This is a genomic window from Polaromonas sp. P4_F9, from assembly GCF_056401235.1.
Genome location: NZ_JBFUJT010000045.1, coordinates 1 through 19,934 on the forward strand (window position 1 = coordinate 1; position 19,934 = coordinate 19,934).

The window sequence follows — 19,934 nt, forward strand, 5'->3', positions numbered from 1 at the left end:
ATGGCGCTTTCCACATGGCGCTTTCCACGGCGTCGCCAATCTGACTGGTAAGGGCGGCAATATCCTCTTCGGTCGGCTCGGTCTTGCTGATGCTGAGCGTGCCCAGTACCTCCGCCAATTTGTCCCGCACCGTTCTGTCCAGCGCTTCGTGACCCAGCGCGATGGCGGAGTTGGAGGTGTTGTCTTCCTCCATCAGCACCACAATGCAGCCGATCATGCCGCCCACTTCCGACAAGCCGAGAAACGGCGTTGTGAGCGGGATGGGCTTCATGATCGTCCGATACTCCCCGATGATGGCCGGCACGGCCACATCGTCGCCTTCGTCCACATCGGTGGTGCCCAAATTGCCGTGGTTGCCGGGGGTTCCAACAACCGTCGGCGCGCCTTGCAGGAAGGGCGCCGCGGGCCCGTCAGAGTTGACGACGAGGGTGTCGCCATCCACTTTGAAAAAAACCGTCCACAAATAAGGTTCGGCATTGCCTGGGCCGTCACCTTCGTCGTGGCAGTGGATCCGATCAAGCTTGAATTCGATGTTCAGGTCTGTCATGGCTAAATACTCCTTTGGTAGTAGTTGCTAATCAACTCCAACGGCACGCTGCGCTTATCGGTGTGCACCAAGGCAATTCCATTGCCAGCCCGGATGCGATACCTAACACGGTAGGCCGGGCACAGAGAGAGAGATAGTGAATATTCAGCAGAATTGACCGGGAATATTGGCGTGATTTCGTTGGGGCGCCGCTGTGCCGGCAACTCTTGGTGTATTCACATCGCAGTGTCCCGAGCAACGTACGTCGTCGCGCGCTGCGTCATACGGCCTCCTACACCAGCCGCACGTTGCAGCAAGCAATAATTTGCCGGTGAATGCATTGCGGCAGCAGCACAAGTGACTGATATGACTGGAGGAGGAGCGGGCATGGTCCACACCAATCTTCCGCAAGGTGCACGGCCAATATCAAACTCTTTTGCTGGCTGCGTGCGCAACACAGCATTGCCAATTGCTTGGGGTAAGGCTGCGTGGGCTCAGAACTCGCCTACCTCCGAGAATTGGGGGTTGTAGTAAGTAGGTATTCCAACTACTTGTTCCAAGTCGGTCACTGAAGGCTACAGGTTGTCCGTCAGCAGTGTGGCGCCGATTTCGACGATTGCTGCACCCGCAACCGGCCATGAGCCGACCTTCGCGCGAGCAAACGAAAGCAGACCTTCACCTGTCCCCGCGGGCGCGAAGCGGCGTAAAATGACCTGCATTCGATCTGCGAGGAGGGCTGACATGGCAACGTTTGTGGCGACCGACCCGGAGGCCTATGAAGGCTATGTTGGCCGAGGCAGTCAGCGTCTTGCTCCTGCATTTGTGCGGTTCGCCGGTGTCTCGGCGAGTGAGCGAGCGCTTGACGTCGGTTGCGGGACCGGGCATTTGACGCGCGCAATAGCGGCGGCGACCGCAGTAGCGACTGGCATCGACCTCTCGGCGCCGTATGTGGAATTCGCGCGGCGCGTCACCGCAGACCCTGCGATCACTTTTCTCGTTGGCGATGCTCTTGATCTTCCATATCAGGAGGGGGTGTTCGAGCGCGCGCTCTCGATGCTCGCCCTGGATGTGTTGCCCGACTCGGTACAGGGTTTGCGCGAGATGCGCAGAGTCACCCAGCCAGGGGGTGTTGTCGCGGTGGTGGTCAACAACTTCCGCAGCGGTTGGACACCGTTCAGTCTGGTTTGGGACGCTGCCGCGGTGCTCGATCCGGAGGGGGCGGCCATGCGCGACGAGATGGTCTCCAAGCCGTTGGGATGGCCGGGCGGCCTGGCGAGATTGTTCGCCACCGTGGGCTTCCACGACATCGTTGAAGAGCAACTCAGCGCGATCTTTGAGTACCAGTCGTTCGAGGACTATTGGTCCACGTTCCTCACGGGACAGGGCAAGACTGGAAGCTATGTGACAAATCTCGGGAACTCAAAACGCGGGGAATTGGAGCGTCACGTTCGAGCGGCGTATCTGTGCGGCATGGCAGATGGTCCGCGTGCCCTGACCACCTCGTTCTGGGCTGTGCGCGGCGAAGTTTCATCCCACTGAGCGGCAGCTTAACGCTGTTCTGACTCTCTGCAATGGGTCGGCAAGAGCCGGTCATGAATGACCGTTGACTGGAAGTCAATTGAGGTGCTGGTAAGCCGACACTGACGACCGGCATCCTCCGCTGCATAACGGAAGTCGAGTTCAGACTGGATGCCAACATAGGGCTATCCGAAATTCTCGCTCCATACCGGACGTTGACATCGGCAGGTTGGGTGTCGGCAATGTGGCGCCGATTTCGATGATTGCTGCACCCGTACCCGACCAGAAGCAGTCACGAAATTGATTCTCAAAGCGGTCCGCCCGCCAGCCAGGTCTTGCCACGCGCGTAGAGCTGCTCCACTTCCGGGCCCGTCAGCTGCGGCATGTCGCGCTTGACGGTGTAGCCAATCTGCGTCTGGATATAGGCCAAGTGCCGGTAGCCTTTTGGAAACTCGGCCAACTTCGCCTGGTCAATTTCGAGCCTGGCGCCCGGGTCGACCGGGTCCACGCGGTCCTTCTCGTAGATCGGCTGGCGCAGAACCATGCCCCACCGACCGTTGCGTTTCTCCACGAAGTCGTGAAAGCGACCGGTGCACACGACATCGCACAACACGCCTTGCACATCACCGCGTTGCGAGATGGTCATTTTGGTCTGCACGACGGCCCGGTTGCCGGACAAGTCGATGGAGGTGCCGCCCAGGAAGTGGAGGATGCTGACACCCTTAGCCCATCCTTCCTGTGTGACCCGGATGAACTCCTTGGCAGGCCCCTGGAACCAGGTTGCCATCATGATGCCGTCGTCGTGCCAGACCGTCGCAAAACGTTTCCAATCGCCGGCGTCTCGCCAAACAGCCCAGTTCTCGATCAGGTCCCGGATAGTCAAGCGGTCGATGATGTCTTGAGTCATGATGCGCTTCCTGAGTGGCGGTGGTCCGATTATGGGCGTTGGTCGAGCAAATGGAAATGTGATCGACGTTAGTTGCTTGGAAAAACACGATTTTTTGCTGGGTATCCAGAAAGCCGACACTGGCCAATGCCGGCTTCCGCTGCAATGCGGGTGCTCGGCACGCTCCATAGCCGACATTGGATTTGACGGGCAGTTTTTGGTGGCGGTGACACCGCTTATGATGCCGGCATCAAGGAATTGCTCAGGATGTTCAAGGACAAGAAAACAGGCCCACTTGCAGCTGGTGAAGACGAAAATACCAGCCCGGTAGGCTGACCCCACAGCGCCTACAGTTACGCCATGTGCAACCTCTACGTGCCGCCTTCCTATGAGCGCCTGGGCAAACCCAACATGAAGGGCTTGTGGGGCACCTATGTCGCGCCGCTTAAGCCAGGGCCCTACATGCGCGGCAATGGCGATATCACAGTCGGCCAGTGGGGCATGATCCCGCCGGGCTGCAAGACCCGCGTACCTGCTGCGCCCAATGGCGTGCGGCTGAGCACCAACAACGCACGGCGGGAGGGCCTGGCTGTCGCCAAGACCTTCAAGGGGCCGTGGCTGGCCGGCCAGCGCTGCTTGATCCCGGCTGAGAGCTTTCAGGAGCCCTACTACCCGCCAGAGAGCGCCAAGAGCATCGCGTGGCAGTTCCAACGCGCCGACGGCGAGCTGTGGGCCCTGGCCGGGCTTTATGCGGAGTGGATAGAGCCGGAAACCGGGGACATCGTTCAGAGCTACCTTGATCACGCAAAACTGCGACGCCCACCCGCTGCTCGCGCTAATGCACAAACCCGAAGTGGACAAGGCCACCAAAGAGGTGCTGCCAGCAGACAAGCAGGACAAGCGGGCCGTGGTGCCCATTGAGCGGGACCGCTGGGACGAATGGCTCAACGGCACCATTGAGCAGGCTGAAGCCCTGATCCAGGTGCCGCCGCTGGAGATTTTCAGGCATGGCGCCGTCGACTTGGCCAAGAACATCCCTCTGCCTGGCGCAGCGCGAAATACCCAGATCAATACCCAGGGAGGAGGTTTATTTTAGTCTGAAGCACTGTATATTTAACCAGTGATTTATGACGTTTACGACCTTGGACCGCCTGGCCCCGACGCTGATACAGTCAGCGCCCTGAATCGCGGCCGCCGCGGCGATCTGATCATTGCTAAGCGATTCCCGAATTCGCCCTGGGACACCTCGCGCGAAGCGCGTCTCTATGAGCCAGGCACGCGCAATGAATTGCTGCCCCCGCTCCTCTATGTCGACCGCATCCTGATGAACAGCCACAGCATGGTGCTTGAGGGCCAAGTCGTTGTGGCCAGTCGGCAGACGGCGAAGTCAAAAACCGAGACCCACACCGCTCGCTGGCTGTGCAAGCTACCTGGCGCGCCGGCCGTAGTAAACACCGCGAAGTTGCATGCCCGACAGGCGAAGCTAAAGGCCGACATGGCCGGTGATGGGTTCCATCCGGCCTATGACGACATCGCCGACCAGCAAAGCACCTACGGGCCACCGGACGATTCGATCACCGCATAGCAAATAACCACCAAACCAGTGCGGCACTGGAGAGCTCTACAAATTCGGCACAGGTAACTGGCAAGGTGATGGGCAATCCGGAGCGAGACACAATATGCATCGGCTAAAGTCTGTGAAAGGGAGAAACAACAATGATTGCATTCCTGATTGATGCCGATAACTTTTCAGCGCCAGCATGGATTGATGAGGCCCTCCAAACGCTTGAGCGGACTGAGGGCCCCATAGCCATTCGCCGCGCATACGGCAGTGCTGAAAATTTGAAAGGTCTGGCCGATACGCTGCGTGCTTGGGCCATTCGACCATTCGTCAATCTGCCCCTCCCAAAAAACACAACTGATATGTCTCTGGCAGTGGATGCGATGGAGCTGGCGTGCCTCGCCCCCAGACCAAAGCTGGTCGTTATGGGTTCGGGAGATCTCGATTTTGTCCCGTTGGTCATACGGCTGAGGGAGCGAGGCATCAAAGTCGTTTGCGTAAGTGAGCGAGGCAAAATGGCACAGGATGCTATGCGAGCGTACGATCAGGTCATCTATGTTGGCTGCGATCAATCTAATCGCCCGGCAGGGACGGAAGTTGCACAAGTCGTACCAGTTGCAGCAGCGCCTGTCCGTGCGACTCCCATAGAAACAGTTGTGAAAAGTCCTACAGAAAAGAAGACCAAGCCAGAACCCGCAGCGGTAAAAAAGGCGCCAGCAAAAAATATTGCCAAGAAAACCACAGGCATGGCAACCAATGCAGTCACAGTTCCAAAAATCTTAGCGGCAGTGCCCAATTTGAAGGCGGGCCAGTGGCAACGATTAGGCGATGTGGCCAAGGTGCTGCACGACGAAAAGTTGCTGGCAAAGAGCGCGACCTCGCCGAAGCTCTTTAAGAAGTTCCCGCATCACTTTGAGTTGATGCCATCAGGGAAGCCCAATCAAGTCCGCTTTATCTTGCCGCCCCAATAGTGTTCGTGAAGTGTGCAACGATAACGCTGCCGGCCGCCAATACTCGCAAACGCCTGCAATCCTGTCCATCAAGATATTGGCGGTGGTCGGCTGCAGACGGACTGCCGACATGGGGCTATGGTCTAAATCAGTTTCCTCGAACAAATACACTCTAATCAACCTAGCAGTTCTTTATATGCGAAATCTACTCACCTTTATTCTTGTTCTTGGGTTTTCTCATTTTGCAGGAGCGCAGACTCCACCAAAGAAAAATTCAGAAACTTGGGTTGTCACTTCGGCCTGGGTTAAAGAGATTCCACCCAAGCAACAGGCTGCAGTCGTCGGGATGGCGGCAATCGCTCTCGGAAAAAAAGTTACCGAGATTATTGAGAAAAGCCGTGGGGGGAAAGATCAAATATGGGCGTTAAAAATTAACGCTTGCGGTCATTGGATGTTGGCCGATGTGACCACTAAGAACCCTGACATTGAAAAGCATTTCCGAACGACTGGTGATCTCTTTTCACGTGTTATCAGCGGGAAAGTTAGAGGTGCTGAGTTTGAGAGAGAGGCTGCTAAATCACAAGCTGACGCATCTACCCTTTTCAATGCAATTGACGATGTGACCGTGCAGGCTACAAAGTCGCAATACGAGTCCAGAATAGCAACGACCGAGAGATCGCTCGTAGTCTTTGCAATGGGCTGTGCATCCCGCGAGGGGAAAGTTTGATCTTTCGCTATCGCCTGCATCGCTGTGAACGAGGGCCTCTCATGTCAACCGTTGATATGGCTTCTCTCTGTCAAGAGGCGAAGTTTTTCCCTCCGCAACTGCAGATCTCAAACTGACCGGTTGCCGCACGGGGAACGTGGCGGAGTCTTGGTTGCCACCCGTAATGGATGTGCGACGGTCGCTCATGCTGATTGCGAGGGTTGGATAGGCACTGGCTCCAACTTCATCGTTCTTGAACTGGGCGTCCAGTGCGCTGAGGTCGAGTTCGTGAGCGACCAGATAGTGCAGCGCAAAGGCAAAGCTGCCGGGGATGATTTGCTCAGACAAGACCACCGGTAACAGCAGGCTGTTGTGGCCTTGGGACTTGTAGCGGGCCATGGTTGCGATCTCCTTGGCCGGATGTATTGCAAACGTCGTGCCAGGAGTTTTTTTACAGCCTCAACGCCGCCGATAACCGGCTTGCCGAAGGCAAGTCCGGTTGATTGGCTGGGTGGCGTCGTGTTTGACACATACTGCTTGAATCATGGTTGACTGAGCACCTTTGCCTTTTCCAGCTCGAACTCTTGCTGTGTCAGTACACCACTATCCAGCAATTTTTTCAATTCAATGAGCCTAGTGAACCTTGCGTCCCCACTTGGAGCAGGAGCTGCAATTGTTGTATTTTCGATGCAGCCGAAAATGATTTCTATTCTTGGGAAGTTTCCAAGAATGTGAGGAGGCTTTGACGTTATTTCACGAAGCGGCTGAAACACTTTGTTCTTGCGCTGGCAGAATGTGGTTGCGCGTAGTTCTGCATCTTCGCGGACTGATTGCACAGAAACGAAGCCGGTTGCTGCTTGGTGAAATACTCTGTATTCCTCTATGCCCGGAGCGCCTGCACTTACAGTAACGGTTTCACCTGAATAGACTGCCCCGGCGAATCCGGAAGCTCCTCGGCTGGTAGGTTGAATCGGTGAAGTGTCTGCGCACGCGGATAGAAGACACAAGGCAGTAACGAGTAATATTTTCATATGGTTTTCAATTGTTTTCCAAGATGCTAGGTAAGTGGGGCTGGTGAATTTTCGACGCCGAACGAAGCGGTATAAAAACTCGTTTTCCAGAGGCATTGGCAATGCCTTTGGAAACTTCTCGGATTAATGGTCAAGAATTTCACACTATGCCCAAAGTGTGCCGCAATTTGGGCCTCTTTTGCAGTTGCGGGCATGGCTCTGGCCTCATAGAGGCCGACATGGCAGGGGACGGGTTCCATCCGGCCTATGACGACATCGCCGACCAACAAAGTACCTACGGTCCACTGGACGATTCCATCACCCCATAGAAAACTTTAGCCATGCCTACATCGAGCTGCGGCGCAGAGGTTGCCGGATACCCAGCAAGTTCTGATGTCATAAGCCATTGAATAAAAACAGAAATATGTGGAAAACACAGATAGGTGGATATACTTTTAAGATACGAAGTTAAGGAGTCTGCGCTATGAAGCTCGAGGAACGCATGCTGCGCTCTGTCAAGCAGCGGCATGGAAACGTCGTTTTGAGGGTGGAACTTGCCAATCTCGGCAGTCCCACGCAGGTCAGCGAAGCGCTGAAATCGCTTCAAAAGAGGGGTGTTCTCGTGCGCATCGGGACCGGTGTATATGCGAAAACACGCAAGAGTTCGGTGACTGGCGCAACCATTCCTGCCGGCAGCCTGGAGACGCTTGCAGTTGAAGCGCTGAAAAAATTGGGGACGAACGTCAGCGCGAGCAAGGCTGCGGTTCAGTACAACTCCGGGCGGACAACGCAGATTCCGGGGCAATTCGTAGCAAACACTGGTACCCGCCGAATGAGTCGAAAAATCGCGGTGGGAGGCCGCACTGTGGCCTATGAGAGCGATTACAAATGAGCAAGTCCCGTCTGTAGAAGCGCCAGTGTCGACAGCCTCGCCCAGCGCCGGCCATTGACTCGGTCTGGCGCCAGGAGGACAAAGAGATCATCGGCAACCTCGCAATCGTAAATCGCCTTCTGGGCACACTTCAGGTGATCAGCCATCTCCTGGGCTGTGAACACGCAGTATTCGTGCACAAGGCGGCCGTGGTTCCGGCTGTCGACGGTTGGGTGAACCTGAGCCACTAAACAACGCTCCACGGAAAAGCGACCAGCGATCCTGGAAAAGCACATCTCAGTTGGGATGCGCATATGTGATATTCCATACACCGCGTGGAACACGCGACCAGCGGGTCCGGCAACTTAACGCGCGTATGTGATATTCCATATACACATTGCGCGCGCAAATTCCCTGGGGAAGCACCTTTGAGTCATGATGCGCGTATGTGATATGCCAAGCACCACATTAGCGCGGTGAAGATCACGGTCAATATTTTTCTGCCAAGAATTCACGCAATTGGTCGAGCTCCGTCATCTCCAAGCCCGTTGTACCTTCCACCCAATATATATTGGTTTGCAAAGGATGAAAATGATCGAAGGTATCGTCTATGGCGACCCACGAGGTGCGACCTCCGGGGCGGTGGTTTGCCAGCCAGGTCAAGCATTCCAACTGCCGAGGATGCTTGAGAAAGTCTGCGGGGAACCTGCCTTCCTCGAGCTCGGTGAAGTCATCAGCAAATGGATTGACATCAATGATTCGAGATCTGATATCTGGCGAGAACGGTTTTCGCAGGTCGTCAAGAGATTCGTGAATCCGTCGGTCGCTCGAGATCACAATATCAATTTTGGGGTGCGCACGAAGTGCCGCTTCGAAGATCGGCACCGAACGGTACAGGAGCTCAGGCTCGCGCCTCCACGGATGTAGCACACCATCGATGTCGAGGAAGAGTATCAAGTCGCTCATGAACAGGAAATGCTCATCGCACGCGCGAAAGCTCTTCGGCCACCACATCGAGAAAGATCTCAGATCTTTCTTCGGGCGTCAGCATGTCATATTGAGGTGGCATACCGCCCAGCAGCATTTCAATGGTGATCAGGCCGGCGTATATCTTTTGCGGGCTCCGCAAGAAAACCCAGAGCAGGGTCGAATTGACGTCAGCGTCTCGGTATTCCTGGATGGTTTGCTTAAGCAGCGACATGTCCAGGCGTTCATCGAGTTGAAACGCGGGGTAGCGCCGGCCACCGGCTCGGCCTGGCGCCCGGGCGGCGAAGAGATCGCCCGCAACTTCTCGCTCACGAACTACCTCCGGCGTACATTTCATTAGGTCGGCCATCTCTTGCACTGTGAGAACGCCGTATTCCTGCGCAAAGCGGCAGTGGTTCTGATTGCTGACGGCTGGTTGAAGCTGTTCGACGGCTGTCGCAATTTCTTCCTGAGACATTTGACCGATCGCATTCAATGCCTGACTGAGGCGAACAAGCTGCGACCGCACGTCATCCACGCTCTCCACCTTCGCTGTCCTCAGCCGCCCAATCAAGATTCTGAGCGGTGAACCGGTACCCGCGTTTGCGACATCGCCAGCGGACGAGGGTGGACAGGGCACTGCGTCAATCAATCCCATGTCCAGCCCGGCGGCCGCAAGGGCGCCTGAGCTGGCCAGGCTCAGCAGCAGTTCGTCGTTTTCGGCGCGGGTGTCCGGCGTTGACGTGAAACTCATTTAATGATCTCAATCCGTAGGATTCCGTGCGCAGTATGCAATTAGCGTTCTTTTCGCTGAAGCAACAGTTTCTGCCCCAGACATCCAACCAGCCGCCAATGAGTTGGAATGGTGTCTCCAGACGGCCGCAGCCACAGCCACGGTTACATCGTGCCCAAGTTCAAGAAGGGCGATTTGCACGTTGACAGCCTGCTTGCGCTGAGTGGCGTCGGCAAGGGCGTGACTATCCACACTCATAGCGCGGCATTTATCAATGAGGCTATTTAAATTCGAACTGAAATCATTGAAATCCTGCTCTGCAGCTAACCAAGGACCGGCAAAGTCCTGTTTCGTGGCAGCGGATTGGCTTCTGATCTCCGCTGCGCTTGGGTAATGGCGCAGGATCGCTTGGGCTTCGCGCTTGCGTTCTTCTGAAAGCTCGCCCGAGGCTGCGAGATCCTGGATGAACTCGCCCGCCCAGCGCAGCGCGCGCGCTCGTTCGTTTGGCATGGTCATGGAAACTCCTTTCCTTGATTCTCGATATCGATCAACAGGCCTGGCTGAAAGCTTGCGTTTTCAAACTCGGTCGCGTGCCACCCCAAGGGATACCCTCTGGGGTTGCAGACAATCCGGACCGAGCGTTTGGAGTCGCCGATGCGGTAATTGAAGGACTCATGCGTGTGGCCATGGCTCCAAAGCTTGGCGCCCAGCAAAATCGCTTTTGGCAGGGCGGATCCAAAAATAGCCGACACTAGGTCGTTTGACCACTTAGGCGCCGTCGATCGCTTGCTCGGGTAGTGATGGGTGATTACCACCGTTGAGTCTGGATCGCCGCTGGCCAGCTCCGCCGTCAGCCAGGCCAGGCTCTCCTGGTGACGTTGGATCGTGTGTTCAGAACTCAGCTTGGACCTTCTGCGCTCTGGATGGCGCATGGAGTCAGCCTTAATCACCCTGAAGTCATTCATAAAATTCGTGGCATCACGAATTGCCGCGGGCTTCTTGCCCTCTCCGAAAAGCATGAAGTCGGTCCAAAGCGTGGTTCCCAGGAACCGTATTCCGCCAATCGTGATGCTGTCGTTTTCCAGAAAGTGGATCCCATAGCCGGCAGCCAAGTCGCGGAGCTCGGGCAGCAGCTTCGTCCAGTGGTGCCCGTAGAACTCATGGTTGCCGGCGACGTAGATGATGCGCTTGCCTGGAAAGGTCTTGCGCGCCCATGGGATCCCCTGGGTGCCGGTGCTGATATCGCCCGCCAGGATGACAACATCAGCCGCTTCGACGGCCGCAGGATCCGGCACAAAGGGAGCGAACTCGATGTGCAGGTCGGACAGGAGCAGGATTTTCACTGGACGCGCTCGCGCAGCAGCTGGCGCAACCGGCTTTCGTCCGCGCTGACAAACCCCGTCGCTGCATTGGTGACCATCAGGTCCTTGTTGAAAGGACGAAACAGATACGCCTTGTCGTCCAGGGCGAGCCAGTGCTGGCTATAAGGTCGGTTGGCACGAAGCCAGGCGATGCACTCCCATTCCCGCGGGTAGAGATCCATGCCGTCCGGTGCTTGGCTGCGGTTCAGATCCTTGTGGTTTGGCGTGACCCCCACGATGCGCTCGGCGATATCGCCCGAGAAATGACGTTTCAGGATGGTGCCTGAGGTGTCCAGCGGGTCCCGAAGACGCCAAGTGGTGGAAAGCACGATGTCCACCTGCGGGAATTCGCGCAGGATGTTCTGGACCAGGTTGCGCCGGCAAAACCTGACTTCCTCGGCGCAGGGATCGGGATGGAGCACGCCATCGAAGTCAAGAAAGAGAGTCATATAGTCTTTACTGGTGTTCTTTGGCTCTGTCGTTATACGGGTCAGGTGCTGGCGGAACACATTCTCATGGGAGGGCATGAATCCAACACCGCCGTCCACCTTCATGAGGTTGGGGCAACCGGGAGAGAACCACCAATCTCGATCATCCAGAGCCAGCCAGGGCGTCCAGGCTGGCCGGTTCGATTTGAGCCAGTTCAGGCACTCAACCTCGCGCAGGTTAGGCAGTGGGGCAAGATCTTTTTCCTGGCGGCGGCCCAGGAAGGGTGTGACGCCCACGACCCGCTGGGCGATGTCTGGTGAGAAGTGGCGTCGAAGATTCGCAACAGCCTCCGCTTCCTCCGCCCAGTCCAGGCGCCAGGCTGACGAAATGACTATTTCGACTGCAGGGAACTCCCTCAGGATTTCTTCGACAAGCGGCAGTCGCAAAAGGGCGTCCTTAATTAAGGCGGTCTCTGGGTGCAGCACGCCATCGAAGTCGAGAAAAAGAACAGGTTTCATTACGGCGCGTCCTTGAATACATCCAGGTACTTTTGCCGGAAGTCCCGCTGCGCGTCCAATTCGCCGGGGACGATCACGTTGGCGTTTCCGCCCGCGTCGATGGCTATGATGCCTCGCAAGCCGACGCCAAAACTCTTGAAGCCCTGCTGGCCCCATCGATCGGAGCTGTCCAGGTTATCGTGGTGGTGCCCGTGAACTGTCACTTTGACACCCATGCTCTGTGCCAGGGTGTCCAGGATTTCAAAGCCGTTGTTGTGATAACCCGGCGCTTCGTGTGTGATGAGGATGTCTGCCCGCATCAAGGACAAACGATCAAGCTCGTCCGGATAAATGGTTGACCAGTGTTTGCGCTGAACGCCGCCCTGCCACCGATCCTGCCTGGGCGTCGCCCGGACATGCTCTTGGCGATTGCGGAAATTTGGCGGCGTAGGCAGGCTGGGATACCAGACGCTTTCCCGGAATACGCCACCCAGGCCGGCGATGCGGATGCCATTGGGCAAAGCCGCCACCCGGCCGTCGAGGTTTCTGTCTGCCAGCTTGCTGTCCCAGAGGTGGTTCCAGTTGCGCTCGCTGTCGGTGTCGTGATTGCCGTGAATGTACCAGAGCTTGTCGGCAATCGATGCCACCTCGGACGCACCGGCTCCATGTCCCCCAGCAATATGACGGCTGATGCGCGCAGCTCACCCGCCGCCCGCAGGATGTGGTCGAACTGTCCGTGCGGGTCGCCGCAGAACAGAACGATGTCGCCAGGGGTTTTCACAGCTTCATTTCCAAGGTCGCAGGGTGCGCCGATCTGTACGGAAGGCTTAGAGGTGTGCGTAGCGCCAGTGCTTGGCTGCGGTCCAGATCCTTGTGGTTTGGCGTAACCCCCACGATGCGCTCGGCGAAATCCCGAAGGCGCCAGGTGGTGGACAGGACGATGTCCACCTGCGGGAATTCGCGCAAGAAGTTTTGGACCAGGTTGCGCCGGCAAAACCTGACTTCCTCGGCGCAGGGATCGGGATGGAACACACCATCGAAGTCAAGAAAAAGAGTCATGTAGTCTTTACTGGTGACTGCTGATGCATTCAGCTCGTCCGCAGCGCTGAGAATGTGCTTGAACTGGCCGTGAGGGTCGCCGCAAAAAGAATGAAGTCATCGGGTTCCAAGGCGACTGCTGCCTGCTAGGGTGTTGATCAAACCACTGATCATCAGCTTAATTTTGAGTGAAATAAAACACTATGCGCAAGCACTTATTTCAAACTTGTTTCGAGAATGGTGCCGTGTATATCTCGGAAACCATCCGGCGCGCAATGGCGTTGTTTTTAACCAAAATCGGCCCTGAAACAGGCCCTGCGTTTTCTGCACAGAACCTGTGTTGATGGCCGTTCCATCAATCTTTGGTGTGGGAGAGAGAAAGATATTTGGCGTAATCCTCAGGGGGGAACGACGGGCTCTCGCAAAGAGTCTTGCTGTGTCGTCATCTACTTCGCTCGCTTCAATGGGGCGTAAAAGTTCTCATGCGGGCCAACCGACAGCAAGATAGACTCGACGGGTTTCTTCTTGTCGGGCTGCAACTTGTAGGCAAGCAATGTCTCCTGGTTGTTGAGCTTGAACTTGTGAACAAACACCCCCGCCAGACCTCCGCGCTTTTCTTCGCAAATGAATGGATTCTTTGCAACTTCCAGCACCGCAGCATCGAGCATTTTCTTGTCCTTTGCATGCAGTTTTTTTGCAAGCCGGTCGAATGAGGCAGTCGATAGCGCCCTCAACGCCATGACCTACCCGAACTGGTAGGCCGAGACCTGGCCAGCTTTAGCCTCCTCAAGGGACAACATCGTGTCCTGGATCATCCGCAAGGGGATATCTGGGTTGTCCAGAACAGCCTTACCGATACGCGCCCAGTATTCGATCTGCTTGGGAACAGAACGATGCTCAGCCGCCGCAACGATCTTTGCGTCTTCCACCAGGTCATCAGAAAGTTTCATGGCGACAGCCATAGCGGCACTCCTTTAAAAGGGTTTCATTAAACGTATTCAAGCAACCTGTTGCAACCCACTCAATTAGATGACTCTCGCCACAATGTCAGGTAACCGCCCCCGATCTTGCGAAACAAGCCGCTTGGTGGTGCTGACGCTCATGTGCCCCAGTTGGGCCGCGATATGCACCAGGTCATAGCCTTTGCAGTGGAGTTTGACCGCCAGCGTGCGCCTGGCACTTGAGGCGCTGCCACCTTGGATTCCCGCGTTCGCATGCAGGCGTGTCGACTTGCTTTAGTGCCTGTTTAGCCACCACTGGACGAAATCCGATAAGTCGGCATGAGTGGAATCCACAGCACTTAAGTGCGGTCCGATGTTCGGGCTACCTTTGGGCTCCCGTAGAACCAGCGCCTTGTGAATGCTCCCGCCCACACCAAGCATGTAGGGGAGGTAGTCATCTACAAAGGCAACTGGCTTAAGCTGGTCCAGTACGTCAGCCTTCGGACTGCGGCCTCCTGGGGAATGTGCGGTAGCAAACACTTGCTCAATCGGGAAATCGTGCTTGCGTAGATTCCGGAGTCGAGCGTCCGCAAGATCTTCTGACAACGCCGTCACGCAAACCAGGTCGTAGCCCTGCTCGTGCAAGCGGTGGCAGGCCTCGACAGCAGAGGCCAAAGGAGGAATCGTGCTCCAGAAATCAACATCGAAGCAAGCCCGGAATTGCTCAAGGTTCTCGCCGCCAAGCCTTTCGACATCCCACCGGTCTATTGCCCAGTAGGCCTGGAGGTCTCGTTCCGCGGGATACCTGCCAGTCGCTCTCTCCCAGGCCTTGGCGTAGGCCAGGTTGTAATCCAGCAGAACTCCGTCACCATCCAGGGCAATAAGAGGTTTTGGGCTCATTGCTATCTGTTCTATTTCCTGTGGTCGCTGGATAGAAAGCTGCGCCTTGCGTCGTCCACGCTCGCCACCATTGCAGCCCTTAGCCGTCCTATCTTGATTCTGAGCCGTGAGGCGAGTCATTAGGATGACTCTTGGTCACTGCCTTGGAAGCATGGACCCGACACGCCAGCTCACCATTCCTTTATAAGCATCAGGCTTGCCCTCATACGCCTGGTCGACCGCAGCCTGAAGGGTCTTCACCCAATTTTGCAGGTGTGCAATGAACTGGCTCTTGGCGGGATCGGCGGCAATATCCGCTTTGCTCCAGCCACCTGTGAAGCCTTCGGAGTCCGGAAAAATGTCAAAGGTCACGTCAAGCTTCTTCGAGTACATGCCGTCTCGGAGAACGCCCACACGAATGGCTTGCTTCGGCAGCGGCGCCGCATTTTGCGGCTGCGTGATGTCGGGCGTCGCTCCAGACTGGTATTTGTTTACGGAGACAAACGCGCAATTGGTGCCGCGGGTGAACATCGGCTGTTCAGCACTCAGCACGACGCCGTAGATGTCCTGCGCGCCAGCTCCCCCACCGCATGGGGTTGGATTCGTCCAGGAAGTGTGCTTTTTGTTCTCGGCGTGGGAAACCCGCGCGCTTTGAACGTCACGCACCATGCCTTGCTCAATGCGCACAAAGTTGGCTCGACTCACAAAATACTCACCAATGCTCGGGTTGTCCTTATTCAGTAAACCTTTGGACGGCGTCGTAGACAGGAGCGTCCAACCCTCGCCAGGCAGCCAAATTTGGTAGCCGCCGGCCGTCATGGTCGCCGCTTGCGAAATACCCGCAACGGCAGCTGCTGACGCGCGATGTTCGTTGCCATTGGAGACATACAGCTCCTGGGCTGCGGCAGAAAACGAAGCTGCAGCCAGTAGTGCAACGGCAAAACTGCTTTTGAGTGATTTTTTCATGAGGGTATTTGCAGGGAATTGAGGATGGGTGAGTGAGCTCTGTGCAAGTACCCATGAATCAAGGGTTGCATAGAGATCCAAATACGGCGATGCAGGGCTATTGCTGCAAAGGAAAAGTGCGATGGAGGACTTTTTTTCCAAATCGCTTGGCCGGAGTGGCTAGCATTGAGTCCACATACGTCACTCCCTCTGCGGTCTCGTAGATTTCGGCCATCTGACCTGGTTCCGACGGCTCCTCGGCCCTCCATACATTCCGCAAGGGCTCCATCCTCCATTGGTTGGTGCCGTTTACATGACCAGGGGTCACGATGAATACCGAGTCAAGCTGTAGTTGGTTCGCCATCTCCATTTGAGCCAATCCTTCGACGTCCGCGATGTTGGAAACCAACATCGTTCGGCTGACTCGGAAGGAATCGTTGTCGTCTATGGAGTCAGATTGACTGATCGATACAAGAAACCACGACCGCTGGAGAGCAAGTTCCGTTGCCTTCCAACGCGTTAGGCCATCCCCAAAAAGGTCGAAAAATGGTGCTTTGTGTTCTTCGTAGGTAACGAACATGTTAGAAATTCATGGTTTCCGGCTACATAGATAACCGGCTTGTCCGGGAAGGTTTGGCGTGCCCAAACGATGCCTTCGACGCCCAAACAATGTCACCGGCCAACACATCTATGCCAGCGATCGCGACCGTTTCGGGATTCGGTTCAAAGTCGGCAGACTCCAGGTGTAGATCTGAGAGAACAAGTCATTTCACGCCACACCTTCGGTGAATTGGCTGATGTGCGCCATCAGCAGAACCACCACGACGGTGGCGGAATGTCGTGAGCTGACCTGCGGATTTCCGCGCAGCTAATTGCAGATACCTTCCTCGGGCGGTTCGGTTTGAGCGCTTTCAAATACACGCTATAGATCTAATTTGTTGACTGACAACAAATTGGATCATTCTACATATTACGTCGATTGTCAACACTTTGATCCGTATCAAAGGATGTGATGTGCAACGTAAGAAAAGGGAATTTCCTGAAGACTTTCGGCGGAGATTGGGCGCCGCTATTGCGGAGCGGCGCAAGCTAGGCAAGCTGACGCAAGACGATCTTGCCGGCTTGGTTGAGGTCGATGCAGAAACCGTTTCCCGGTTTGAACGCGGCATTTCCATGCCTTCGCTTGAGCGCCTATGGGTCATTGCAGACGCACTTGATGTCGGTATGAGCGACCTGCTGGCAGCAACAAGCACGCTGCCGAACGATCAGGCTCGCAGGCTTGCGACAATCATGGAGGAGTTAACTGCCGCTGATCAACGATTGCTAATGGAGTTTGCTCAGCTGCTTCAAAGGCGATAGGAGATGTCACAACTGCACAGTCGTTGCCAAGAGCAAAAGATCGGTGGGCGATTGCTCAACCCTTCGAAGGGTTGAGCAAGAACAGCCAAGTTGAGCATTTATGGGGTAGTCTCAGATGGAGTGAACTTCAGGTTCGCGTCGCTGGATGATCCTGGCGTTGGGTACACCGAGCGGTATGTCTACAGTCAGCTCGCCATTAAGGGGGCGAAATATGCCCTCGTTCGCCCACTCTAGAAGGTCATCCAGCAGCGATTTAGACAGGGATTCGATAAATTCCTGGTTGATAAACTGGCTCTCGTGCTGCAAGCGCAGCTTCTTGAGGTCACCCGCCAAGGGCGACCCTACCATGGGCTCCACTAAGTGGCTGCGCGAGGCGTTGGTTGGGTTCCCAGGCGCATCCAGTTAGGACGTTAATTTCTGGCTTAGATACTCATACGCTTCCATCGTCGGGCTATCGGGACGGGAGCGCAGCTCTAGAAACTGCAGAAATAAGGCACGGCGTTCCACATCAAGGGAATCGAACCCAGCCAAACTTACCGTTCCGGTACCCAGGTATGAAAGAACTGCCTTCTTCAAAAACCTCCCAGCCGCAGTCTGAAGTTTTGACGCGCCCTCGATCTTCTGCAATATGACCGCGGCAGCAGGCGGGCGGACATTCGCCCTGGTCCCAGATCGCTTGGGTGCGCCTTCCTTTTCCATCCACATGTACAAGGCAACGTCCCGTTCAAGCTCGGCCACTTTAGTGAGGTCCGAACTGGTGACCTTGCGGTTCTTATCAGCAGCCTTTGGCCTTCTCTCTGGTCTCGATGCCTGAATTTTCTTAAGCACTTCGCTGTGGCGGGGCGCATAGATATTCGGCCTCAAGATACCCGCAAGGCTCGCAATTGCAGTAATGTTCGGTGCCTTTCCTGGATTTTCAGATTGCCAGAGCTTCCAAGCTTGTTCCAAGCGTACCGAGCCCGGTAATTTTTTTGGCTTAACCATTTTTGAGCAGCTTACGCAAAATCTCTTCGGACACAACCATCCGCGACTGCGCATATGCTCGAGATTGTTCCGGCAGGTCTGGGTGAACCAGGAATTCAGCGTCCTTGCGGCAACGGTCTTCCCAAAACGTTCGGTGTTCCGGTGTAACTACAAAATTTGAGCAGTCAGCACACAGGGAAGGATTTCGCGTCACCTCGTTCGGACGAGCATCCGTTCCCTTGCAAGCAGATAGCGCCTGCTCATAGACACAGTAGCCCCAACTGCAAGGCGCGAGTTTCAAACTTCCTCGCTTGATGTGCACCTCAATCATGGCCTCCATGGTTAGCTTCCCTTGAAAACTGCGCTGTTGAACTTCCCGACGCATGTTCTCAAACTGAGCGGAGCCCTTTCCGGCAATGATGGGGGCGGACAGGAGCTTTGCGAACCCCGCGCGCATCTGCTCTAGTTGGCTTTGCCGCAGCATCGCGAGCATTCCCTTGTCCCGGCCTGAACTGTAAACACCGTCGGTGACCCAAAGCCATACGTGACCGAAATGCTCGGCAAGTGCGCCTAACGCAGACTTATCTCTGTTCATGACAAATCGAGCAAAACTATGGCGCCATCTATGGGCATGAACTGGAGCACTCACTACTCTTCCTCGGTGTGGGCTCGAAGCAAATTGTTTTAGCCGCGCGCTTATCGCGCTATGGCTAATAGGACGCGTCTTCCGGTTAAGTAAGGGAACTGGGAAATTGCCGGAACACACGTGTAAAAGTCGCTCCTCCGGGCCTGTGACCCAAGGAAACATTGCCTGCAAAGCTTCGATCCCAGGTTTAGCAAATTCCGTTGTCACCCAACTTCGATTGCGATGTCGTTTTGATTCAATGGAGGAAATACGATATTGCTTTTCATGGCTCGACCCTTCTTCTTGGCCACATTGGCGCGTGAGACATTCCACTTCACCACTTCTCATGCCGACCAAGCCAAATATCATATGAAGACCGGCGCCTAGTGTGAGTCTATAAGCGGTCGCGACCAGTTCTGCGTTGTTGGAGCATTGATCGCCCAAGACGTTTTGCACTCGTTTGAAATTTTCTGTGGCGGCCAAATCTTCATATATTCCTCGAAGAATATGGGTTCGGTCTTTTTTGTTTTTTGCGAGCACCTCACCTCTTCGGCTGTACAGCAAGTCAATCAAGACGGCGACATCAGGGCTTACATTTTCAATCCATTCAATCGAGTCCTGCAATAACTCCAGAGCTTCTTTTTCCTCTATTGGAAGCCAGCCCGTTGATTCTTTCAATACCATCCTCTTTGCGACAGAGGCAACTAGGTCAGCAGGGTCAAAGCGGATGGATTTAGGCACACCTCGTCGGCATGTCCACAGTTCACGCAAAAGGGCGACGTAGCCCTTCAGACTCGACTCGCCAGCTATCCTCGCCCCGTCCTTACTCACTAGATGAGTCATGAATTCTTCAATGCTTTTGGGCTCAAGCTTGGAAAAGGACCACAACCCCTCACCAGACATCCAGCGGGCGAGTCTTCTGACTCGATAGAAAAATTGCCAGACCGAAAGAGAACTTGGCGTCTTGCCCGATTTCTTCATGCAATCTAATGCCCATGCATCGCAAAAGTCCTGCGCCTGCGACCTTAGGCTATTTCGTTGGCTTCGGGAACCGATATCTTCTTTGATGAAGTCGTCCCAGGACAATGGTTTAACATTTCTTCCCTGGGGATGCCCGACGAACGTCCAGTGCAAAGGCGTACGATGCGTATACAGCTTGTCGAGCATGCT

28 protein-coding genes are annotated in these 19,934 nt (G+C 55.5%); 8 read left to right on the top strand and 20 right to left on the bottom strand.

The features are described 5' to 3' along the window. The coding region (locus AC1DUB_RS25750) for a hypothetical protein (protein ID WP_477731973.1) at positions 1-547 on the bottom strand (547 nt) is incomplete at its 3' end. Between the two features lie 554 nt (positions 548-1,101). Continuing rightward, positions 1,102-1,269, bottom strand: coding sequence for a hypothetical protein (locus AC1DUB_RS25755; RefSeq protein ID WP_477731974.1), 168 nt, complete (start codon positions 1,267-1,269; stop codon positions 1,102-1,104). Between AC1DUB_RS25755 and AC1DUB_RS25760 the strand changes: the two genes are divergently transcribed. Then, complete coding sequence (locus AC1DUB_RS25760) at positions 1,268-2,065, top strand: class I SAM-dependent methyltransferase (RefSeq protein ID WP_011483006.1); 798 nt, start codon at positions 1,268-1,270, stop codon at positions 2,063-2,065. The two genes, AC1DUB_RS25755 and AC1DUB_RS25760, sit on opposite strands and share 2 nt — an antisense overlap. A gap of 286 nt (positions 2,066-2,351) precedes the next feature. Here the strand turns inward: AC1DUB_RS25760 and AC1DUB_RS25765 are convergent, their stop codons facing one another. Then, positions 2,352-2,951: a nuclear transport factor 2 family protein gene (locus tag AC1DUB_RS25765; RefSeq protein WP_477731975.1), complete on the bottom strand. Its 600-nt coding sequence runs from the start codon at positions 2,949-2,951 to the stop codon at positions 2,352-2,354. A 339-nt stretch (positions 2,952-3,290) separates the two neighbouring features. Here AC1DUB_RS25765 and AC1DUB_RS25770 point away from each other — a divergent pair, with 339 nt between their 5' ends. From AC1DUB_RS25770 to AC1DUB_RS25790, 5 genes are all read left to right on the top strand, one after another. Beyond that, positions 3,291-3,851 (top strand): SOS response-associated peptidase family protein, encoded by a 561-nt coding sequence (locus AC1DUB_RS25770; protein ID WP_477731976.1) that lies wholly within the window; start codon positions 3,291-3,293, stop codon positions 3,849-3,851. Next, positions 3,838-4,026 (top strand): hypothetical protein, encoded by a 189-nt coding sequence (locus AC1DUB_RS25775; RefSeq protein ID WP_477731977.1) that lies wholly within the window; start codon positions 3,838-3,840, stop codon positions 4,024-4,026. The genes AC1DUB_RS25770 and AC1DUB_RS25775 overlap by 14 nt, the downstream gene beginning before the upstream one ends. Before the next feature lie 24 nt (positions 4,027-4,050). Beyond that, positions 4,051-4,515 (top strand): hypothetical protein, encoded by a 465-nt coding sequence (locus tag AC1DUB_RS25780; protein ID WP_477731978.1) that lies wholly within the window; start codon positions 4,051-4,053, stop codon positions 4,513-4,515. A 131-nt stretch (positions 4,516-4,646) separates the two neighbouring features. Further along, positions 4,647-5,462 carry an NYN domain-containing protein gene (locus AC1DUB_RS25785; protein WP_477731979.1) on the top strand — a complete coding sequence of 272 codons (816 nt, stop codon included), beginning with the start codon at positions 4,647-4,649 and terminating at the stop codon, positions 5,460-5,462. 175 nt (positions 5,463-5,637) lie between these two features. Beyond that, positions 5,638-6,168: a hypothetical protein gene (locus tag AC1DUB_RS25790; protein WP_477731980.1), complete on the top strand. Its 531-nt coding sequence runs from the start codon at positions 5,638-5,640 to the stop codon at positions 6,166-6,168. 39 nt (positions 6,169-6,207) lie between these two features. Here the strand turns inward: AC1DUB_RS25790 and AC1DUB_RS25795 are convergent, their stop codons facing one another. Then, positions 6,208-6,546: a hypothetical protein gene (locus AC1DUB_RS25795; RefSeq protein ID WP_477731981.1), complete on the bottom strand. Its 339-nt coding sequence runs from the start codon at positions 6,544-6,546 to the stop codon at positions 6,208-6,210. A gap of 143 nt (positions 6,547-6,689) precedes the next feature. Next, positions 6,690-7,178: an SHOCT domain-containing protein gene (locus AC1DUB_RS25800; protein WP_477731982.1), complete on the bottom strand. Its 489-nt coding sequence runs from the start codon at positions 7,176-7,178 to the stop codon at positions 6,690-6,692. A 463-nt stretch (positions 7,179-7,641) separates the two neighbouring features. On the opposite strand from AC1DUB_RS25800, the gene AC1DUB_RS25805 reads away from it, so the two are divergent. Further along, the gene (locus AC1DUB_RS25805) at positions 7,642-8,049 is read left to right on the top strand and encodes a DUF6088 family protein (protein WP_477731983.1); all 408 of its coding nucleotides are present in this window, start codon (positions 7,642-7,644) and stop codon (positions 8,047-8,049) included. Positions 8,050-8,517: 468 nt separating this feature from the next. On the opposite strand, the gene AC1DUB_RS25810 is transcribed toward AC1DUB_RS25805, so the two are convergent. From AC1DUB_RS25810 to AC1DUB_RS25865, 12 genes are all read right to left on the bottom strand, one after another. Further along, on the bottom strand, positions 8,518-8,994 hold the full coding sequence (locus AC1DUB_RS25810; RefSeq protein ID WP_477731984.1) for an HAD domain-containing protein: 477 nt from the start codon (positions 8,992-8,994) through the stop codon (positions 8,518-8,520). 13 nt (positions 8,995-9,007) lie between these two features. Next, a complete protein-coding gene (locus AC1DUB_RS25815) occupies positions 9,008-9,748 on the bottom strand; it encodes a hypothetical protein (protein WP_477731985.1) in 741 nt (246 codons plus the stop codon). Between the two features lie 9 nt (positions 9,749-9,757). Continuing rightward, positions 9,758-10,243 carry a BPSL0761 family protein gene (locus tag AC1DUB_RS25820; RefSeq protein ID WP_477731986.1) on the bottom strand — a complete coding sequence of 162 codons (486 nt, stop codon included), beginning with the start codon at positions 10,241-10,243 and terminating at the stop codon, positions 9,758-9,760. After that, positions 10,240-11,070, bottom strand: coding sequence for a metallophosphoesterase (locus tag AC1DUB_RS25825; protein ID WP_477731987.1), 831 nt, complete (start codon positions 11,068-11,070; stop codon positions 10,240-10,242). Before AC1DUB_RS25825 ends, AC1DUB_RS25820 begins: the two co-directional genes overlap by 4 nt. Next, positions 11,067-12,035 (bottom strand): HAD domain-containing protein, encoded by a 969-nt coding sequence (locus AC1DUB_RS25830; protein WP_477731988.1) that lies wholly within the window; start codon positions 12,033-12,035, stop codon positions 11,067-11,069. The genes AC1DUB_RS25825 and AC1DUB_RS25830 overlap by 4 nt, the downstream gene beginning before the upstream one ends. Beyond that, positions 12,035-12,661, bottom strand: coding sequence for a metallophosphoesterase family protein (locus tag AC1DUB_RS25835; RefSeq protein ID WP_477731989.1), 627 nt, complete (start codon positions 12,659-12,661; stop codon positions 12,035-12,037). Before AC1DUB_RS25835 ends, AC1DUB_RS25830 begins: the two co-directional genes overlap by 1 nt. A gap of 130 nt (positions 12,662-12,791) precedes the next feature. Further along, a complete protein-coding gene (locus tag AC1DUB_RS25840) occupies positions 12,792-13,073 on the bottom strand; it encodes an HAD domain-containing protein (protein WP_477731990.1) in 282 nt (93 codons plus the stop codon). Between the two features lie 425 nt (positions 13,074-13,498). After that, on the bottom strand, positions 13,499-13,792 hold the full coding sequence (locus tag AC1DUB_RS25845; RefSeq protein ID WP_477731991.1) for a type II toxin-antitoxin system RelE/ParE family toxin: 294 nt from the start codon (positions 13,790-13,792) through the stop codon (positions 13,499-13,501). A gap of 3 nt (positions 13,793-13,795) precedes the next feature. Beyond that, complete coding sequence (locus AC1DUB_RS25850) at positions 13,796-14,014, bottom strand: TA system antitoxin ParD family protein (protein ID WP_477731992.1); 219 nt, start codon at positions 14,012-14,014, stop codon at positions 13,796-13,798. Positions 14,015-14,287: 273 nt separating this feature from the next. Beyond that, positions 14,288-14,893 (bottom strand): HAD family hydrolase, encoded by a 606-nt coding sequence (locus tag AC1DUB_RS25855; RefSeq protein ID WP_477731993.1) that lies wholly within the window; start codon positions 14,891-14,893, stop codon positions 14,288-14,290. Positions 14,894-15,028: 135 nt separating this feature from the next. Continuing rightward, positions 15,029-15,838, bottom strand: a complete 810-nt coding sequence (locus AC1DUB_RS25860; RefSeq protein ID WP_477731994.1) for a hypothetical protein — start codon at positions 15,836-15,838, stop codon at positions 15,029-15,031. Between the two features lie 97 nt (positions 15,839-15,935). Then, positions 15,936-16,397: a hypothetical protein gene (locus tag AC1DUB_RS25865; protein WP_477731995.1), complete on the bottom strand. Its 462-nt coding sequence runs from the start codon at positions 16,395-16,397 to the stop codon at positions 15,936-15,938. A gap of 434 nt (positions 16,398-16,831) precedes the next feature. Here AC1DUB_RS25865 and AC1DUB_RS25870 point away from each other — a divergent pair, with 434 nt between their 5' ends. Next, the gene (locus tag AC1DUB_RS25870; protein WP_477731996.1) at positions 16,832-17,176 is read left to right on the top strand and encodes a helix-turn-helix domain-containing protein; all 345 of its coding nucleotides are present in this window, start codon (positions 16,832-16,834) and stop codon (positions 17,174-17,176) included. 111 nt (positions 17,177-17,287) lie between these two features. Here AC1DUB_RS25870 and AC1DUB_RS25875 read toward each other — a convergent pair whose 3' ends face one another. From AC1DUB_RS25875 to AC1DUB_RS25885, 3 genes are all read right to left on the bottom strand, one after another. Continuing rightward, positions 17,288-17,509: a hypothetical protein gene (locus tag AC1DUB_RS25875; RefSeq protein WP_477731997.1), complete on the bottom strand. Its 222-nt coding sequence runs from the start codon at positions 17,507-17,509 to the stop codon at positions 17,288-17,290. 69 nt (positions 17,510-17,578) lie between these two features. After that, positions 17,579-18,160: a hypothetical protein gene (locus AC1DUB_RS25880; protein WP_477731998.1), complete on the bottom strand. Its 582-nt coding sequence runs from the start codon at positions 18,158-18,160 to the stop codon at positions 17,579-17,581. Beyond that, the gene (locus tag AC1DUB_RS25885) at positions 18,153-19,931 is read right to left on the bottom strand and encodes a hypothetical protein (RefSeq protein ID WP_477731999.1); all 1,779 of its coding nucleotides are present in this window, start codon (positions 19,929-19,931) and stop codon (positions 18,153-18,155) included. The genes AC1DUB_RS25880 and AC1DUB_RS25885 overlap by 8 nt, the downstream gene beginning before the upstream one ends. Positions 19,932-19,934: the final 3 nt, after the last annotated feature.

Excerpts from the sequence above, each read along its gene's own strand:
- AC1DUB_RS25860 (WP_477731994.1), bottom strand. The coding sequence starts at position 15,838 with ATGAAAAAATCACTCAAAAGCAGTTTTGCCGTTGCACTACTGGCTGCA.
- AC1DUB_RS25795 (WP_477731981.1), bottom strand. The coding sequence starts at position 6,546 with ATGGCCCGCTACAAGTCCCAAGGCCACAACAGCCTGCTGTTACCGGTG.
- AC1DUB_RS25880 (WP_477731998.1), bottom strand. The coding sequence starts at position 18,160 with ATGGTTAAGCCAAAAAAATTACCGGGCTCGGTACGCTTGGAACAAGCT.
- AC1DUB_RS25850 (WP_477731992.1), bottom strand. The coding sequence starts at position 14,014 with ATGGCTGTCGCCATGAAACTTTCTGATGACCTGGTGGAAGACGCAAAG.
- AC1DUB_RS25830 (WP_477731988.1), bottom strand. The coding sequence starts at position 12,035 with ATGAAACCTGTTCTTTTTCTCGACTTCGATGGCGTGCTGCACCCAGAG.
- AC1DUB_RS25885 (WP_477731999.1), bottom strand. The coding sequence starts at position 19,931 with ATGCTCGACAAGCTGTATACGCATCGTACGCCTTTGCACTGGACGTTC.
- AC1DUB_RS25785 (WP_477731979.1), top strand. The coding sequence starts at position 4,647 with ATGATTGCATTCCTGATTGATGCCGATAACTTTTCAGCGCCAGCATGG.
- AC1DUB_RS25820 (WP_477731986.1), bottom strand. The coding sequence starts at position 10,243 with ATGACCATGCCAAACGAACGAGCGCGCGCGCTGCGCTGGGCGGGCGAG.
- AC1DUB_RS25810 (WP_477731984.1), bottom strand. The coding sequence starts at position 8,994 with ATGAGCGACTTGATACTCTTCCTCGACATCGATGGTGTGCTACATCCG.
- AC1DUB_RS25765 (WP_477731975.1), bottom strand. The coding sequence starts at position 2,951 with ATGACTCAAGACATCATCGACCGCTTGACTATCCGGGACCTGATCGAG.
- AC1DUB_RS25855 (WP_477731993.1), bottom strand. The coding sequence starts at position 14,893 with ATGAGCCCAAAACCTCTTATTGCCCTGGATGGTGACGGAGTTCTGCTG.
- AC1DUB_RS25800 (WP_477731982.1), bottom strand. The coding sequence starts at position 7,178 with ATGAAAATATTACTCGTTACTGCCTTGTGTCTTCTATCCGCGTGCGCA.
- AC1DUB_RS25770 (WP_477731976.1), top strand. The coding sequence starts at position 3,291 with ATGTGCAACCTCTACGTGCCGCCTTCCTATGAGCGCCTGGGCAAACCC.
- AC1DUB_RS25790 (WP_477731980.1), top strand. The coding sequence starts at position 5,638 with ATGCGAAATCTACTCACCTTTATTCTTGTTCTTGGGTTTTCTCATTTT.
- AC1DUB_RS25815 (WP_477731985.1), bottom strand. The coding sequence starts at position 9,748 with ATGAGTTTCACGTCAACGCCGGACACCCGCGCCGAAAACGACGAACTG.
- AC1DUB_RS25865 (WP_477731995.1), bottom strand. The coding sequence starts at position 16,397 with ATGTTCGTTACCTACGAAGAACACAAAGCACCATTTTTCGACCTTTTT.
- AC1DUB_RS25840 (WP_477731990.1), bottom strand. The coding sequence starts at position 13,073 with ATGACTCTTTTTCTTGACTTCGATGGTGTGTTCCATCCCGATCCCTGC.
- AC1DUB_RS25755 (WP_477731974.1), bottom strand. The coding sequence starts at position 1,269 with ATGTCAGCCCTCCTCGCAGATCGAATGCAGGTCATTTTACGCCGCTTC.
- AC1DUB_RS25760 (WP_011483006.1), top strand. The coding sequence starts at position 1,268 with ATGGCAACGTTTGTGGCGACCGACCCGGAGGCCTATGAAGGCTATGTT.
- AC1DUB_RS25805 (WP_477731983.1), top strand. The coding sequence starts at position 7,642 with ATGAAGCTCGAGGAACGCATGCTGCGCTCTGTCAAGCAGCGGCATGGA.
- AC1DUB_RS25845 (WP_477731991.1), bottom strand. The coding sequence starts at position 13,792 with ATGGCGTTGAGGGCGCTATCGACTGCCTCATTCGACCGGCTTGCAAAA.